Below are 16268 nucleotides of genomic sequence, written 5' to 3' on the forward strand. Positions count from 1 at the left end.
CGCAGATTGCTTCAAAAAAATTACCGTATTTGGTATATTGTTTGTTTATTGCTTACTCACCTCTGCGGTGCCAAAAAGAACAAGATTCACCGCTACCCAGGATAAGAAAATGTTAGATTACCGCTTCCCGACAGCTTTGCAGATGGTTCTCAGCGTAGCAATGGCGGAGCAGTTGGGTGAACGCTCAACGAGTGCGATTCTGGCCTACGGTCTGGAAGCGAACCCGAGCTTTATCCGCAAACTCATGGTTCCTCTCACCCGTGACGGCATTATCGTCTCTACCCTTGGCCGCAACGGCTCTATTCATCTTGGCCGCCCGGCGGAAGAGATCACCCTGCGCGATATCTACGTCTCCGTCATCGAAGATAAAAAGCTGTGGGCGTCGCGTCCTGACGTCCCTGCCCGCTGCGTGGTCAGCGCGAACGCATGCTGGTACTTCAAATCTATCGCCGATGAAGCGGAGCAGGCTTCACTACAGGTACTGGCGCGCCACACCGTGGCAAGCGCGCTGGAAGAAGTGAAAAAAGCCGATACCAGCGGGTGCGATCCGGTGCCTGAACTTATCGCCAAGTATAAAGAAGCCCATTAATTTTCCTTCAGCGCAAAAAAAACCGCCTTCACTGTGAAGGCGGTTTTTTGTTATCTGCCGCTCCCTACGCTGGCGAAACGTCCTTTACCGCTTTGCCGCGTGTGACGAATTTACGCAGCGTCACATAGAACACCGGGGTCAGGAACAGACCAAACAGCGTCACGCCCAGCATCCCCGAGAACACCGTGATCCCGGTGACGCCGCGGACCTCCGCGCCCGCGCCGTGGCCGAGGATCAGCGGGATGGTCCCGGCGATAAAGGCGATGGAGGTCATCACGATCGGGCGTAAACGCAGACGGCACGCTTCCAGTGCCGCTTCCATGATCCCTTTCCCCTGCATTTCCAGCTCGCGGGCAAACTCGACGATCAGAATCGCGTTTTTACAGGCCAGCCCCATCAGCACCACCAGCCCCACCTGCACGAACACGTTGTTATCGCCGCCGGTCAGCCAGACGCCAAACAGCGCGGAGAGCATCGTCATCGGTACGATAAGGATCACCGCCAGCGGCAGCGTCCAGCTTTCATACAGCGCCGCCAGCACCAGGAATGCCAGCAGTACCGCCACCGGGAAGACGATCAGCGCCGTATTGCCCTGGGTGGCCTGCTGGAAGCTCAGGTCCGTCCATTCAATATTCATCCCGTTCGGCAGTATCTGTTTAGACATCTCGTCAAGCTGCGTCATCGCCTGCGAGGAAGAGAGTACGCGAGGGTCGGCGTCGCCGATCAGATCCGCCGCCGGATAACCATTGTAGCGAATCACCGGGTCCGGTCCGTAGGTGGTGCTGATATTCACCATACTACCGATCGGCACCATTTCGCCCTGATTATTGCGGGTGCGCAAATTGGCAATATCTTCCACGCTTTCGCGGAACGGCCCGTCGGCCTGCGCCATCACGCGCCAGGTACGCCCGAACTGGTTAAAGTCATTGACATAAGAGGAGCCCAGATAGGTTTGCAGCGTACCGAACAGATCGGTCAGCGACACGCCCTGCGCTTTCGCCTTATCCCTGTCGACCTGCACATCCAGCTGCGGAACGTTAGCCTGGTAGGTTGAGATCGGGAAATGCATCCCCGGCGTCTGCATAATCGTACCGGACATCGCGTTCACCGCGCTTTGCAGCGCGCCGTAGCCAAGGCCGGCGCGGTCCTGAATATACAGCGAATAGCCGGAACCCTGACCCAGTCCTAAAATCGGCGGCGGCAAAATCGAGAAGCCAAAACCCTGCTGGATTTGCGCGATTTTGGCGTTAATCTCGGCGTTAATTTCCGCCGCCGAATGATGACGCTGGTCGAACGGCTTCAGGCCAAAGAAGACCGTCCCGGTATTCGGCGTGTTGGTAAACTGCAGCGCGTTGAGCCCCGGGAACGCGACCGCATAGTCCACGCCTTCGGTATTCATCCCGATTTCGCTCATTTTGCGGATCACCGCATCGGTGCGCGCCAGCGAAGAACCTTCCGGCATTTTCACGCCGCCGATTAAGTACAGCTTATCCTGGGTCGGAATAAACCCGCCGGGGACGATTTTAAACATGACGCCCGCGGCGCAGAGCAGCAGCAGATACACCGCAAACACCGCTCCGCGTCGTCCAAGCGTTTTGCCCACCAACCCCTGATAGCCGTTCGAGCTGCGGTGGAAAAAGCGGTTAAACGGACGGAAAATCCAGCCGAACAGACGATCGATAAGCCGGGTCGGGAAGTCCTTCGGCGCGCCGTGCGGCTTCAACAGCAGCGCGGCCAGCGTCGGAGAGAGCGTCAGCGAGTTGATGGCCGAAATCACCGTGGAAATCGCGATCGTTACCGCAAACTGTTTGTAGAACTGACCGGTCACGCCCGAGAGAAACGCCATCGGCACGAACACCGCGCACAGCACCAGCGCAATGGCGATGATCGGCCCGGACACTTCACGCATCGCCTGATGCGCCGCGGCAAGCGGAGCCAGCCCCTCCTCGATATTTCGCTCGACGTTTTCCACCACGACGATGGCGTCATCCACCACGATGCCGATAGCCAGTACCAGCCCGAACAGGCTCAGGGTGTTCAACGAGAAGCCCAGCAGATAAAGAATGCTGAAGGTCCCCACCACCGAGACCGGCACCGCGATCAGCGGAATAATCGACGCGCGCCAGGTTTGCAGGAACAGGATCACCACCAGCACCACCAGCACCACCGCTTCCAGCAGCGTTTGCACGACCGCGCGAATGGAGTCGCGAACAAACACCGTCGGATCGTAAGGCGCCGCCCATTGCATATCCTGCGGGAAACGCTTCGACAGCTCGTCCATTTTGGCGCGCACCGCGTTCGAGAGATCGATCGCGTTCGCCCCCGGCGACTGGAAGATACCAATCCCGACCGCGTCTTTGTTGTTCAACTGGGAACGCAGCGCATAGCTGCCGGAGCCCATTTCGATACGCGCCACGTCGCGCAGGCGCACCAGCGAGCCGTCCTGCGCCGTTTTGAGAATAATATTGCCAAACTCTTCTTCGGTGTGCAGGCGCCCCTGGGCGTTAATGGAGATCAGGAAATCGCTCTCTTTCGGCAGCGGCTCGGCGCCAAGCTGCCCGGCAGAAACCTGGACGTTTTGCTCCTGCATCGCCGTCACCACATCCGAGGCGGTCAGCCCGCGCGCCGCCACTTTATTGGGATCGAGCCAGACGCGCATCGCGTATTCGCCCGAGCCAAAAATCTGAATTTGGCCGACGCCGGGCAGGCGCGCCAGCTCATCTTTCACTTTTAGCGTGGCGTAGTTACGCATATACAGAGAGTCGTATTTACCGCCGGGCGAAAACAGATGTACCACCAGCGTCAGCGTCGGCGACTGTTTCTGGGTGGTAATCCCTAAACGCCGCACATCTTCCGGCAGACGCGCTTCGGCCTGCGATACCCGGTTTTGCACCTGGACCTGCGCCTGATCCGGGTCGGTACCCGGACGGAAGGTGACGGTGGTCACCAGCACGCCGTCGGAGCCAGCGACGGATTTCATGTACATCATGTTTTCAACGCCGTTGATCGCCTCTTCCAGCGGCGTCGCCACGGTCTCAGCGATCACTTTCGGGTTGGCGCCAGGATACTCCGCGCGCACCTGCACGCTGGGCGGCACGACGTCAGGATATTCGCTGACCGGCAGCAGCGGGATGGCGATTAATCCGGTGATAAAAATCAGAATCGACAGCACCGCGGCGAAAATCGGCCTGTCGATAAAAAAGCGGGAAAAGTCCATGGGTCGGATTCTCAGATAAGGGATCAGTTAAGGGCGGTGCTGGCGGTCATGGCCACGGTTTTCGCGTTAACCGGCATCCCCGGCATAAACACTTTTTGTAAACCATCGACGATGACTTTATCGCCAGGTTTCAGCCCCTGCTGCACGATACGCAGACCGTCCGCCAGACGCCCCGGCGTAATATCGCGACGCTGCGCTTTACCCTCTTTATCAACGACATAAACATATTTACGATCCTGATCGGTCAACACCGCTTTGTCATCGATAAGCGTGGCGTTGAACTCGGCACTGCCCGGCAGGCGGACGCGGGCAAAAAGCCCCGGCGTGAACTGACGCTGGGCGTTATCCAGCAGCGCGCGCATCCGGATCGTACCGGTGCTCGGCGTTAACTGATTATCCAGAAAATCCACTTTACCCTGATGGGGGTAGCCCTCTTCGCCAACAAGGCCAATCTCCACCGGGAGCGCCAGGTGATTGCTCGACGCGCCCTGCCCGCTGCGGGCGAGATTTTGATAGTGAAGGTAGGTCGACTCGTCCACGTCAAAGTAGACGTAAACCGTCTTCTGCGATACCAGCGTGGTCAGTACGCTGGCGCTGTCGCCGGCGGTGACCAGGTTACCGCTGGTGATCAACGCGCGGCTGGCGCGGCCATCGATAGGCGCGGTCACTTTGGTGAAATCCAGGTTAAGCTGCGCGGCGTCGACCGCCGCCTGCGCGGCGCGGATGTCGGCCTGCGCCTGGGTGGCCGCCGCACGGCGCTGCTCCCACTCTTCGCGGGAAACCAGGTTGGTATTGACTAATTTATCGGTACGGTTAGCCTCGCTTCGCGCCAGGCTGGCCTGGGTTTTGGCTCTCGCCAGCGTCGCCTGCGCCTGTTCCAGCGCGGCGCGATAGGTTCTGTCATCGATAGTGAACAGCACCTCGCCCTTTTTCACCTCCTGACCGTCGGTGTAATTCACTTTATCAATGTAGCCGGAGACGCGGGGACGGAGCTGAACGCTTTCCACCGCTTCAATCCGACCGTTAAAGCTATCCCACTGACTGATGGATTTAACGACCACGTCAGCGGCGCTGACCGCGGGCGCTTGCGGCGCGGCGTTTTGCGCGACTCCCTCATCGCATCCGACGAGGAGCGCGGAGAGTAACATCACGCCCGGCACAGTCAGATGAAAGTTACCCCAGGTTTTTTGCAGGCTCATTATTTTTATTCCGGTATTGGTAGCCGCCGGGCAAGACGCAGCGGAAGACGCCGCGCCACTTCCTTTGTCCGGGCTGGCTTAAGGCCATTTGTGACGTTCATCGCCACAAAACTGTAACAATTGCGAATACACTATCGCGGCGATTGTAGGAAGGCGCTAAATTTAGTGCAAGAATAATTGTTGCACTTTATGTGCTATTCCTGGCACTGGAAAAAGGCGCGTTTTCACCGGGGATTTAAATGCAACAATAAAACTTGCAATTAATTCAAAAACGGGCCACCTTTAAATGCAACAGATAAAGATGCTCTTTAAGACGCTGCGTGGAGGAGACAAGATGAACACTGGCGCATTCATTCACGATTTACTCGGCTGGATCGACAACAATCTTGATAGCCGTCTGGACATTGACACCGTCTCCAGGCGAGCCGGCTATTCCAAATGGCACCTGCAGCGGATATTCAAAGAGCATACCGGCTATCCTCTCGCCGAGTATATTCGCGCGCAAAAGCTGCAAAAATCGGTTGAGCGTTTAGCCCAAAGCGACGAACCGATTTTGAACGTGGCGATTGCCCTGGGCTTTGACTCCCAGCAGTCCTTCAACCGCAGCTTCAAGCGTCAGTTTGGCCAGGCGCCCGGCGCATGGCGTCGCAGCATCGGCTGCGCGCAAACGCAGGGGTTACGCCAGCAATCAGCGCCCTTATCGGAAAAAGGTTTACGCTCGCAGCGTTAACCCCGTTGCAGTCCCTACCCCGAACATTTTGGCTGGCGGCTTACTGCCAGCTTTGCCTCACGCCTTATCAAAGATGGGCGTCACTGCGGGCTCTGCCGCTCTTCGACCGGCAAAGTAGTGCGCGGGCGTGCTGCCCATCGTTTTTCTGAACATAGTGATAAACGCGTTGACCGACTCATAGCCCAGATTAGCCGCCACGTTTTGCACCGATACCCCGCTTGCCAGCTCCCGAAGGGCAATAATCAAATGCAGCTGCTGACGCCATCGCCCGAAGGTCAGCCCGGTTTCACGCAGCATCAGGCGGGCTAATGAGCGCTCGCTGAGCGCCAGCCGTTTTGCCCAAACTTTAAAGGTGCTGCGATCCTCCGGGTGGCTGACCAGCGCATCCGCCATGGCGCGGATCTTAGGGTGCGCCGAAACCGGCAGGCTTAATTTCTGCTGCGGCATGGCGGCAAGTTCATCGAGCGTCACTCTGATCAATCGGCCGACGTGGCTCTCCGCCGGGTAATCAACCTCCTCATTCGTTAAGCGGTCGACGAGCTCTTTAATCAGCGGCGAAATCGCCAGGGTGCAGCATTTCTCCGGCAGCGCGGCGGCGCCGGGTTCAATAAACAAATAGTTGAGATGCGCATTCCAGGTCGCTTTGGCGCTATGCGGGATCCCGCCGGGGATCCACACCGCGCAGTCTGGCGGCACTATCCAGATATCATTTTCCGCGCGACAAATCACCGCCCCGTACAGGGCCACGATCAGCTGGCCTTTGCGGTGAGTATGAACCGGCACTTCTGCCGCGTAATCAACGAAATCGATATGCCGCGCGACGGCCGGGCTCGGCGTACTATCGGGATCAAACAGGGTATGGGCGAGTCTGGATGGCATCTCATTGGCAACATTTAGGTATTTTTTGACAGAATAGGGTATTTAAGGACGTACGCAAAGCGGGAATAATTCCCGCCATGAATAAATTAACTTCCCCTCACAGCCATTTTTTGCACGCGATAAGCCGTTGGCCAGGCCGCATGGCCACGCCCGCGCTGCTAAGCGACGCCCATGCCCTGCTCTATTCGGTCAGGAGTTTTGCCGCCGCGATGCTCGCCTATTACCTCGCCCTGGCGATTGGCCTTGAACGCCCCTCGTGGGCCATCATTACCGTCTATATCGTGTCGCAAACCTCGGTGGGCGCCTCCCTGAGCAGGAGCCTCTATCGCCTGGCGGGTACCGTGGCCGGCGCGGGGGCCACGGTGTTGATTGTGCCCACGTTTGTGAATACGCCGATTTTATGCAGCGTGATGCTGACAGGCTGGATCACCTTCTGCCTCTATTTGTCCCTGCTTGAACGCACGCCTCGCGCCTATGCTTTTGTGCTGGCCGGTTACACCGCAAGCCTGATTGGTTTTCCCGCCGTCGCCGACCCAGGCACGGTGTTTAACATCGCCATCATCCGGGTACAGGAGATCGCGATCGGTATCGTCTGCGCCGCGCTGATTCACCGCTACATTCTGCCTACCCGGATATCAGGGTTGTTCAACAGCAAATTAGCGCAGACGCTTGGGGCCGCGCGGCAGCGGATTGCCGACACGCTGGCAGGCAAGTCCGACGCACAGTCAGAACCGCTGCATCTGGCGCTGGCGCTGCAGTTTCTGCAGGGCATCAGCCACCACATCCCGTATGATTTCGCTCTTTCGGTACCGGTCCGCCAGGCCAGGAAAGCGCTCCATGACCGGCTGGCGCGGTTAGTCATTGTCAATGTTGAATTACGCGATCGTTTGCAGGCGATCGCGCTGATGCCCGCTGATACGCGGACGTTGCTGAATGATGTTCAGGCCTGGCTGACCTGCGACGATAGCGGAAAATGCAACAGCGCAGCCGATGCGCTACAGCAACGCGGCGAGCGGTTAGCGCAGCGGTACGCCGCGCAGGCGCTGACCTTTGAAGATGCGCTGCAGGTGAATTTCTTACGCTACCTCGCTGAGTCGATTGCCCTCCTGCAGCAGTGTGGGCGACTTTCGGAGGCCATCCATCACGCCAGACCCGCAACAATGCAGGCGGAAGACCGTGCGGCGAAAGGATACGTTTTCCATCGCGATCCCCTCAGTGCCGCCCGAACGGCGCTGGGCGCGTTTGTCATCATCCTGAGCGGCTGTCTGGCATGGATTTATTCCGCCTGGCCGGATGGCGGCACGGCGGTGTCGATTCTGGGGGTTTGCTGCACGCTGTTTGGCAGTTTCGACACCCCGGCTCCGCATATTGTGAAATACATTATCGGCTCTTTCTGGGGCGTCGTAATAAGCCTGCTCTATAGCTTCGCCCTGCTTCCTCCGCTCAGCGACTTCCCCGTACTGGCGGCGGCGCTTGCCCCGGCCTATCTGCTTGCCGGATCGCTACAGGCGCGGCCCCCCACCACCTTTATGGCGATGGGGATCACCCTGACGCTACCTGTGCTCTGCGAGCTGGGCGCGCGCTACAGCGGCGACTTTGCCGAGGCGGCCAACACCGCGATCGCCCTGTTTTTGGCGACCGGCTTTGCGGTTATCGGCATGAGTCTGCTGCAAACCGTGCAGGCGGACGTGGCGATAAACCGTCTGCTGAAACTGTGCCAACGCGATATTCGCCGCAGCGTGAACGACGCGTTTAGAGGCGATGAAACGCACTGGACCAATCTGATGATCGACCGGGCCGCCCTGCTGCTGCCGCGCTTGCCGCGCAGCGGGCGGTCATCCGCGCGGGCGCTTGAACACCTGCTGCGCTTTCTGCGCCTTGGCCTCTGCGTGATGCGCCTGCGCCGCTGCGAAACGCCCGCCGGCAGCGATATCCACGAGGTGCTTTATCCCCTTACCCGCACAACGGAGACCGAAGCCTTACGCGAGCGCATTGCCGCCATGACGGAGCGCTGCTTGCCCGCGACGGATGAACATTCACGCCAGTTTGTCGACAGGCTGGTCGATCTGCACTGCGCGTTACGGGCGCAGAACGAGGAACCGACGCATGATCAATGACATCAATATCGGAGGGGTTTTTATCCCCGGACTGCTGCTGACCGCGCTCATTGCCCTGGTCTGTACGCTGTTACTCGTGCCGCTTTTCTCTGTCAGCAGGCTGTACCGCCGCCTGCCCTTACGCCCGCTGCTTGATGTCTCAACCTATATCGTGACCTTTTTCCTGCTGTTGCAGGGCCTGACCACACTGGGGTTATTCGCATGAAATCTTTACTCTCTTTGCTCGGCCGTTACGCGCTGACGTTAATCGCAGTGGCGGTGGCGGCTTTCGTGGCGTTTATTTTCTGGAAACAGTATGCGCAGACGCCCTGGACGCGCGATGGCCGCGTTCGGGCAGATGTGGTGCAGATTGCGCCGGACGTTTCCGGGCCGGTAACCAGCGTAGCGGTGCGGGATAATCAGTGGGTTAACCGTGGCGATGTACTTTACGCCATCGACCCGCGCTGGCTAAAGCTGGCGGTGCTCAGCGCGCAGGCCGACGTCGAGGCAAAGCGTCATGAGATGGTGATGCGCCAGGATGCGGCCAGGCGACGCGCCCTTATCAAAGGGGTCATTTCCAGCGAGGACATCCAGCAAACAGGCAGCGCAGCGCGCGTCGCGGCGGCCAATTACCAGGGGGCGCTGGCGGCGCTGGAACTGGCGCAGCTGAATTTATCCCATGCGACGGTGCGCGCACCGGCTGCCGGCTACGTCACGCATCTTCGGCTTCGCCCCGGCGATTACGCCACGGCGGGAGAGACAAAAGTCGCCGTGGTCGATGCGCACAGTTTCTGGGTGGTGGGCTATTTTGAAGAGACCAAGCTGCGTCATATTCGCATCGGCAGCGCCGCGCGCATTTCGCTGATGGGGTTTGACCCGCTCATTACCGGGCATGTGGAGAGTATCGGCCGGGGGATCGACGATAACAATGACGCGACGGGCGGGCTGGGACTGCCGGATGTCAATCCCACCTTCAGCTGGGTGCGGCTTGCGCAGCGTGTCCCCGTCCGTATCCAGCTAGATAAGATACCAGAGGGGATTGAGCTGGTGGCAGGGTTATCCGCCAGCGTTTCCATTGTGCCTTAATCCACTAAGGGCACGTTGCGGCTCTTATGCTACGTTTTCCTACAGGGAGTAGGTCATTATCGCTAACATCCCTAAACTCAATGGGATATAGACAACCTGAATACGGAGCACTTGATGGTCACCACACATGTTTTTATCGCGGTCAGCCTTGATGGTTATATCGCCCGACAGGATGACGATATCGACTGGCTGTTGCAGCGCGATGACCCGACAGAAGATCACGGCTATGCCGCATTCATCGCGGACAAAGATTGGATCGTTATGGGTCGGGGCAGCTATGAGAAGGCGCTGACCTTTGACCAGTGGCCTTACGATCGCCCCGTGCTGGTTCTCTCCCGACAGCTAACCGCGACCGCCGTGCCCGAGGCGTTGAAGGACAAAGTGCAGTTCTCAAGCCGCACGCCAGGGGAAGTGCTTGCTGACCTGACGGTACAGAACGCGCATCGCGTGTATATAGATGGCGGGAAAGTAATACAGTCGTTCCTGCGCGAAGGGCTGGTCGCCGATATGATTATCACTACCGTTCCTGTCCTGCTCGGTTCGGGAAAACCGCTGTTCGGTTCCCTGACCAGGGATATCGATTTGACTCTGTTATCAAGCCGTAGCTTTCCTTCGGGACTGGTGCAGTCGCACTATCGGCTGACGTCATAAACTGTATATCAACATAGCGGCGACCGCTCTCAATCTGGCAGTGACTTTAATAGAAAAACTGACACCCAGAGCGAATGTTGAAAAAATAAAAGAGGGAATGGGCTTCAATCCCCTCAGTCAGTGAGTGAAAACCGCTATCCGCAACGTGGTCTGGGCCCGCTACCGCGGCCAGACCAGCGGAAACTCATCGGCGACAAGCGGCTCTCCGTCGCGAAGCTTAAGCCCCGGAAACGGCGGCGAGGTCACGCCGCCGCGGTCGGCGAATGTCGCATCATCCCCTACCCAACGGGCGGAAAATACCCGCCGCGCGCGGGTGCTTGAATTACCCCTGGCGCCATGCAGCGTGCGGAAATGAAAAGCGACCGCATCGCCCGGTTCCAGCGCCCAGCTAACGATATCGTAATCCTCCTGATGGGCATCGATATCCGGCAGCTCTTTAAAACGCGAGTGGGAATAGAGCTTTGAACCGTTAAACCGCGTTGGGCTGAACTCCTCGTCCCAGCGATGGGAACCGCGAATGCAGCGCAGCGAAATCTCCTCCGCTACCGGATCGAGCGGGATCCACAGGCTCACGTTCTGCCGCCCTTCCACGCAGTAATAGGGCTGATCGTGGTGCCATGGCGTCACCGTACTGCCGCCGGGCTGTTTCACCAGCGTGTGCTCGTGGAAAAACTTCGCCGTCTGCGACCCCATCAGCACCGCGGCGATCTCCGCCGCCGGCGACTGAAAAACGAAATCGCGAAATTCCGGGATTCGTTGCCAGTTGCAATAGTCCTGAAAAAACGGCGCCGAACCGTCTTCCGGGATTACCGTTCGCGCATGGCCATATTCGCTGGGGTTCGCCATCAGCGCGGCGACGCCGCGCGACAGGCTGTCTATCCACGGCGTGAACACGCCTTTGAGTAGCACGACGCCGTCGGTCTGCCAGCGGTCGACGGTCTGTTGATCAATAAGCGGGGAGTACGGGTTTTGCATAGTCGCCATCCTGTGTTGATAAATCAGCGAAGTGAATCGGAGGGATCGGCGCGCATCCAGGCGCAAAGGTTATCCAGCATGGCCAGACAGCGTTCCGTCTGGGGGATGCTGATATATTCGTCCGCCCTATGGCCCTGCGCCATGCTGCCCGGCCCGCAGATAAGCGTCGCGACGCCCGCCTCGTCAAACAGGCCGCCTTCGGTGCCGTAGGCGACGGTGGTGAAATCATCGCTGCCGCACCACTGCGCCAGCCAGCGGGCGAACGCTGACTGCGGGTCGCTCAGCAGACCTGGATAGTGGCTCAGCGTCTGGAAATGAATGTCGCTGCACTGCGCCACCTTGCGCATCGCCGGAAGCAGCTGCTCGCGGGCATAATCGCCCAGGGCGTCGGTGACCACCTGCGGACGGGTACCGGGTAAATAGCGAATTTCAAAGTCGAACCAGCAGGATTGCGGAACGATATTCAGCGCCTCGCCGCCGCGGATCGTCCCCACCTGCAGCGTGCCTGACGGCGGCGAGAACCGGCGGTCCAGGTGCTGCGAAAAGCTTTCGCCCAGCGCATCCAGCCGGTAAATCAGCTTCGCCGCGTAGCTAATCGCGTTAACCCCTTGCGGGGCGTAGGCCGAATGGCAGGCGTGGCCTTCCACGCGACAGCGCACCGCGAGCTTGCCTTTATGCCCATAGACTGGGCGCATGTCGGTCGGCTCGCCGATAATACACAGCGCCGGTTTCTCGGCGGAGGCGCGGAGAAAATCCACCAGGCTGCGCACGCCCAGACAGCCAACTTCCTCATCATAAGAGAATGCCAGATGCAGCGGCATCCGCAGCGGCGCAGCCAGAAACGCCTCCAGCGACGCCAGCACGCAGGCGATAAATCCTTTCATATCCGCGCTGCCGCGACCGTAGTAGCGCCCGTCGCGTTCGGTAAGGGCGAACGGCGGCACCGTCCACGCCTGGCCATCCACCGGCACCACGTCAGTATGACCGGAGAGCATCACCCCGCCGGGGCCGGATGGCCCAAGGCGGGCATAGAGGTTCGCCTTGCGACCTTCGTCGTCATAAAACAGCTGCGACGTCACGCCGCGCGCGCGCAGAAAGTCGCCGATCCAGGCAATCAGCGCCAGATTCGACTCGCGGCTGGTGGTATCAAACGCCAGCAGCTGCCCGAGGATCTCACGCAGGCGGTTACTCATCGCCCGGCACTCCGTAGGTCGGCGCTTCGCGCGGGTCCAGCGCGCGGGTGATGTACGCTTCCATCTGCGGTTCATAGGCCAGCCACAGCGCTTCCAGCGCCGCTACCGGGCGATCCTCAGCCCAGTCGACGCGTAAATCCACCACCGGCCAGGCGTAATCCTCCACCACTTTCAGCGCCGCCGAGTGCTCCGGCCCGGCTTCGCCGCCCGCATCGATGCCCGCCTGCAGAGCCGCAATCAGGCGGCTGGCCAGTTCGCCGGTGGCGGCTTCGAACGCCGTCGTCATGGCGGTAATCACCTGCGGGCTGGCCAGCATATTCCCCGCCGCCACGCAGTTCTCACCCTGCGCCACTCGCCCGATGCCGAGCGTATGTTCGCCGCTGAACACGGCGCTCTCGCCGCTGGCGTCGATGACCGCCACCTGGCGATAATCGCTAAACCGGTCTTCGCCCAGCGCCTGCGTCAGGGCCTGCTGCGGCGTGAGCCCCGCCTCAAGCCCGGCAAGGATCTGCGGTCCGAGCGCGGGCAGCGTGATGTTCTGGCTGGACACCGCGCCAACGCCCGCCAGCAGCCACGGGCAGCGGGCGCCGACCGCAATGCTGGATGAGCTAATCGCAATGCCCAGTTGACCCGACTCCGGGCACAGGGCGGAAATTGAAAGGGTCATGGTGCCTCCTGCGCATGCCAGTCGTCAGGGATCACCGCCGTGACGTCAATTTCCATCAGCCACTGCGGCTGCGCGAGGGCCGACACCACCACGCCGGTCGAAATGGGAAACACGCCTTTGAGCCATTTCCCCACTTCCTGGTACACCGGTTCGCGGTAGCGCGGGTCGATCAGATAGGTCGTCGTTTTCACGATATGCGTCAGATCGCTGCCGGCCTCTTCCAGCAGCTGTTTAACGTTCTTCATCGCCTGTTCCGCCTGGGCGCGCGGGTCGCCCAGGCCGATCAAATTACCGTCAAAATCGGTACCCACCTGGCCGCGAACGTACACGGTATTTCCCGCGCGCACCGCCTGGCACAGATCGTTATTGAGCGTCTGATTGGGATAGGTTTCTTTGGTGTTAAACATCCGAATACGGGTATGGGTTGGCATAGGTCGCGTCCTCAAATCAGGCGTTAGCAGGAAGGTTGGTAGCGTTGATACTGGCGCTGAATGGCAATCTGATCGGCAATATATTTCGCATCGTGCCAGACGCCCCAGATAAAGGTTGAGCCACGGCGGGAGAGCCAAGGCAGGCCAAGGAAATAGACGCCCGGTTCGCTGGAAACGCCGCGATGATGCTGCGGGCGCTGCTGTTCATTAAAGGCGTTAACCTTCAGCCAGCGGTAATCGGTGGTGTAGCCGGTGGCCCAGATAATGTTGCGCACGCCCGCTTTTGCCAGGTCGAGTTCGGCGAGCGGCTGGGTCAGGCAATCGGGGTCAGGCAGGAAGAAGCGCGCTTCCGGCTCTTCCGGCAGGATCAGTCCGTTGCGGGCAATGTACTCATCCGCAGCGTCGAGCAGCGCCAGATAGGAAGCGTCGCCGAGACGAATGTTGTCCGCCAGATCGTCGCGAAACACCGCCTTACCCTCGGTAAAGCCGTGCGTTTGCCCGACCAGGGTAATCCCCTGGTGCGCCAGCTGGCGAAAGTCAACGGTATGACCGCCGCGCGCGCCGCTAACCGCAATCGTCACGTGCTCTTTACCGGGCTGGTTGGCCGCCGCGTCCCACAAGCCTAATACCCCCAGCCACCAGCAAAAATCGCGCTGGCGGTAGCGGCGCGGCGGGCGATCGTGGGCGCCGACGGAGAGCCACACCGCGCGCCCCGCCCGGCGGAGTTCTTCGGCGATTTGTACGCCGGACGATCCCGCACCAACCACCAGCACGCCGCCTTCCGCAAGCTGCTGCGGATTGAAATAGTGCGCGGAATGGATTTGCTCCACTGCGCTATCCTGCGGCGCGATGGCCGGTATCACCGGGCGCTGGAACGGCCCGGTGGCGGCGACAATACGCTGCGCCTCAATCACGCCCAGCGAGGTTTCCACGCGAAACCCCGGACGGCCGTTTAAGCGCTCTGCGCTAAAGACCTCAACGCCGGTTTTGATCGGTGCATTAAAGGTTTTGGCATACGCGGCGAAGTAGTCGGCAATCTGCTCTTTGGCGACAAAGCTGTCGGCGTCGCAGCCGGGAAAGGTCATGCCGGGAAACCGATCGTGCCAGGCCGGGCCGTTGGCCACCAGCGAATCCCAGCGGCCGCTGCGCCAGGCCTCAGCGATGCGCTTTTTTTCCAGCACCAGGTGGGGAATGCCGTGATGCGTCAGATGCTCGCTCATCGCGACGCCCGCCTGCCCCGCGCCCACCACCAGGGTATCGATCTCTGTAATCTGCTCTGTCATGTCTGTGTCCTTCAAGCACGGTTGTCCGGCTTATCCGCCGGGATTGACAGAACTCAGGTTAAGTAAGTGTGATGAAATGGTAAATTATTATAAAACGATCGTCTGAATAGAAATTTACGAGGCTGGATAACGCAGCGGGAAAATAACGCTTGCGGCCGCGTTAATTACATTACGCGTGCTGATGGGGCGTTAATTCTATGCTGCGGCAATAATCCATAAACAGCTGCGTCGGGCGCGTGGGTTCATTATTGGCAAGGTGCGCCATAATTAATGTCGACGCGGGCATCTCGTCGGCAATATCCAGCTGCACCAGCTTTTCACCGTCATAGGTCATATCGCATAGCGGACGAGTCACGAGGACCGAAAAGCCTAATCCCTGCCCGACCATACAGCGCACCATTTCAATAGAGGGTGAACTGTAGGCCACTTCCGGGTGATAACCTTTCTCTTTAAATATTGAGACAAAATAGTTTTTGCTGGGAACCGCATCGAGCAAAATCATCGGCTCACGACTTAACTCTTGCAGCGTGACGCTTTTTTTCTGCGCCAGCGGATGAGAGGCAGGCAGTAAAGCATAGGGCTTGTGCGGAGCGTTCAGCAGCTCTTTATGAATGGAATGACCCAGTTCCAGATCGTAGACCAGCGCCAGATCGAAACGCCCGCGATGCAGGCCGTGCATCAGCTCATGTTGTTCGCCGTCGTAGAGCTGGAGAGTGATTTCGGGATACATTTTTTTAAATCCCGCCACCAGTTTTGGCATATACAGCGGCGCCACGGATTCAAAGCAGCCGACGGAAATCGTCCCAGATACCAGCTCTTTATCCGCCCGCGAGTTCTGCTCAAACTCGTACGACAGCCGCAGCAGCTCTTTAGCTTTATCGTAGAAGCGCCGCCCGCTTGAGGTCAGGGATACGCCCTGCGCGTGGTGGCGAATAAACAGCTGCTGGTCGAAGGTGCTTTCCAGGTTTTTGATGGCAATGGAGATCGACGGCTGGGCAATATGCAGCTGGCGGGAAGCCTCGGCGATACTCTCCGTTTCCACCACCGTCACGAAATACTTAAGCTGTTTGAGGGTAAATCGGTTCATCGCGTCACCATTGATAAAATATTGTCTTATTGCGAACGGGCTTAGTTTTACAATAAGCAGCCTGCAAGCATCGTGCCATACCGTTTGCGCTGTATATCGTCGGCAAATAACCGCCGCCTCTATTTACTTACCCGCCCTCTTTTTTGCCTGATTTCGCGTTTTGCACCATAAAGCAACGCCCTGCA

Annotated in this window: 15 protein-coding genes; 6 read left to right on the forward strand and 9 right to left on the reverse strand. The window is 59.1% G+C overall.

The annotated features are described in order from the left end of the window. Window positions 1-109 precede the first annotated feature (109 nt). The gene (locus tag ACE3MN_RS14445) at window positions 110-589 is read left to right on the forward strand and encodes an RrF2 family transcriptional regulator (RefSeq protein ID WP_004121015.1); all 480 of its coding nucleotides are present in this window, start codon (window positions 110-112) and stop codon (window positions 587-589) included. Window positions 590-653: 64 nt separating this feature from the next. Here ACE3MN_RS14445 and oqxB read toward each other — a convergent pair whose 3' ends face one another. Together oqxB and ACE3MN_RS14455 are read right to left on the reverse strand one after the other, a co-directional pair. After that, window positions 654-3806 (reverse strand): multidrug efflux RND transporter permease subunit OqxB, encoded by a 3153-nt coding sequence (gene oqxB / locus ACE3MN_RS14450; RefSeq protein ID WP_375364084.1) that lies wholly within the window; start codon window positions 3804-3806, stop codon window positions 654-656. 23 nt (window positions 3807-3829) lie between these two features. Further along, the gene (locus tag ACE3MN_RS14455) at window positions 3830-5005 is read right to left on the reverse strand and encodes an efflux RND transporter periplasmic adaptor subunit (protein WP_049086395.1); all 1176 of its coding nucleotides are present in this window, start codon (window positions 5003-5005) and stop codon (window positions 3830-3832) included. A gap of 334 nt (window positions 5006-5339) precedes the next feature. Here ACE3MN_RS14455 and ACE3MN_RS14460 point away from each other — a divergent pair, with 334 nt between their 5' ends. Continuing rightward, window positions 5340-5735 carry a helix-turn-helix domain-containing protein gene (locus ACE3MN_RS14460; protein WP_024358325.1) on the forward strand — a complete coding sequence of 132 codons (396 nt, stop codon included), beginning with the start codon at window positions 5340-5342 and terminating at the stop codon, window positions 5733-5735. 57 nt (window positions 5736-5792) lie between these two features. Here the strand turns inward: ACE3MN_RS14460 and ACE3MN_RS14465 are convergent, their stop codons facing one another. Further along, window positions 5793-6614 (reverse strand): helix-turn-helix domain-containing protein, encoded by an 822-nt coding sequence (locus tag ACE3MN_RS14465; protein ID WP_049087392.1) that lies wholly within the window; start codon window positions 6612-6614, stop codon window positions 5793-5795. A gap of 77 nt (window positions 6615-6691) precedes the next feature. Here ACE3MN_RS14465 and ACE3MN_RS14470 point away from each other — a divergent pair, with 77 nt between their 5' ends. From ACE3MN_RS14470 to ACE3MN_RS14485, 4 genes are all read left to right on the forward strand, one after another. Next, window positions 6692-8731, forward strand: coding sequence for an FUSC family protein (locus ACE3MN_RS14470; protein WP_049087393.1), 2040 nt, complete (start codon window positions 6692-6694; stop codon window positions 8729-8731). Then, a complete protein-coding gene (locus tag ACE3MN_RS14475) occupies window positions 8721-8936 on the forward strand; it encodes a DUF1656 domain-containing protein (RefSeq protein ID WP_004121021.1) in 216 nt (71 codons plus the stop codon). The genes ACE3MN_RS14470 and ACE3MN_RS14475 overlap by 11 nt, the downstream gene beginning before the upstream one ends. After that, on the forward strand, window positions 8933-9796 hold the full coding sequence (locus ACE3MN_RS14480; protein WP_102650184.1) for an HlyD family secretion protein: 864 nt from the start codon (window positions 8933-8935) through the stop codon (window positions 9794-9796). The genes ACE3MN_RS14475 and ACE3MN_RS14480 overlap by 4 nt, the downstream gene beginning before the upstream one ends. Window positions 9797-9910: 114 nt before the next feature. Beyond that, entirely contained in the window at window positions 9911-10447 is a 537-nt protein-coding gene (locus ACE3MN_RS14485) for a dihydrofolate reductase family protein (RefSeq protein ID WP_004139122.1), read from the forward strand. Window positions 10448-10606: 159 nt separating this feature from the next. Here ACE3MN_RS14485 and ACE3MN_RS14490 read toward each other — a convergent pair whose 3' ends face one another. The 6 genes from ACE3MN_RS14490 to ACE3MN_RS14515 all read right to left on the reverse strand — a co-directional run bounded on the left by ACE3MN_RS14490 (window position 10607) and on the right by ACE3MN_RS14515 (window position 16083). Further along, the gene (locus tag ACE3MN_RS14490) at window positions 10607-11422 is read right to left on the reverse strand and encodes a phytanoyl-CoA dioxygenase family protein (RefSeq protein ID WP_102650183.1); all 816 of its coding nucleotides are present in this window, start codon (window positions 11420-11422) and stop codon (window positions 10607-10609) included. Window positions 11423-11445: 23 nt separating this feature from the next. Continuing rightward, the gene (gene argE / locus ACE3MN_RS14495) at window positions 11446-12615 is read right to left on the reverse strand and encodes an acetylornithine deacetylase (RefSeq protein WP_049090309.1); all 1170 of its coding nucleotides are present in this window, start codon (window positions 12613-12615) and stop codon (window positions 11446-11448) included. Then, on the reverse strand, window positions 12608-13282 hold the full coding sequence (locus ACE3MN_RS14500; protein WP_049090308.1) for a DUF1028 domain-containing protein: 675 nt from the start codon (window positions 13280-13282) through the stop codon (window positions 12608-12610). The genes argE and ACE3MN_RS14500 overlap by 8 nt, the downstream gene beginning before the upstream one ends. Beyond that, window positions 13279-13713, reverse strand: coding sequence for a RidA family protein (locus ACE3MN_RS14505; protein ID WP_004139129.1), 435 nt, complete (start codon window positions 13711-13713; stop codon window positions 13279-13281). Before ACE3MN_RS14505 ends, ACE3MN_RS14500 begins: the two co-directional genes overlap by 4 nt. 23 nt (window positions 13714-13736) lie before the next feature. Continuing rightward, window positions 13737-14996, reverse strand: a complete 1260-nt coding sequence (locus ACE3MN_RS14510; protein ID WP_064410621.1) for a flavin-containing monooxygenase — start codon at window positions 14994-14996, stop codon at window positions 13737-13739. Between the two features lie 169 nt (window positions 14997-15165). Further along, the gene (locus tag ACE3MN_RS14515) at window positions 15166-16083 is read right to left on the reverse strand and encodes a LysR family transcriptional regulator (RefSeq protein ID WP_004139133.1); all 918 of its coding nucleotides are present in this window, start codon (window positions 16081-16083) and stop codon (window positions 15166-15168) included. Between the last annotated feature and the right edge of the window lie 185 nt (window positions 16084-16268).

Source organism: Klebsiella grimontii (genome assembly GCF_042137965.1).
GTDB lineage: Bacteria > Pseudomonadota > Gammaproteobacteria > Enterobacterales > Enterobacteriaceae > Klebsiella > Klebsiella grimontii.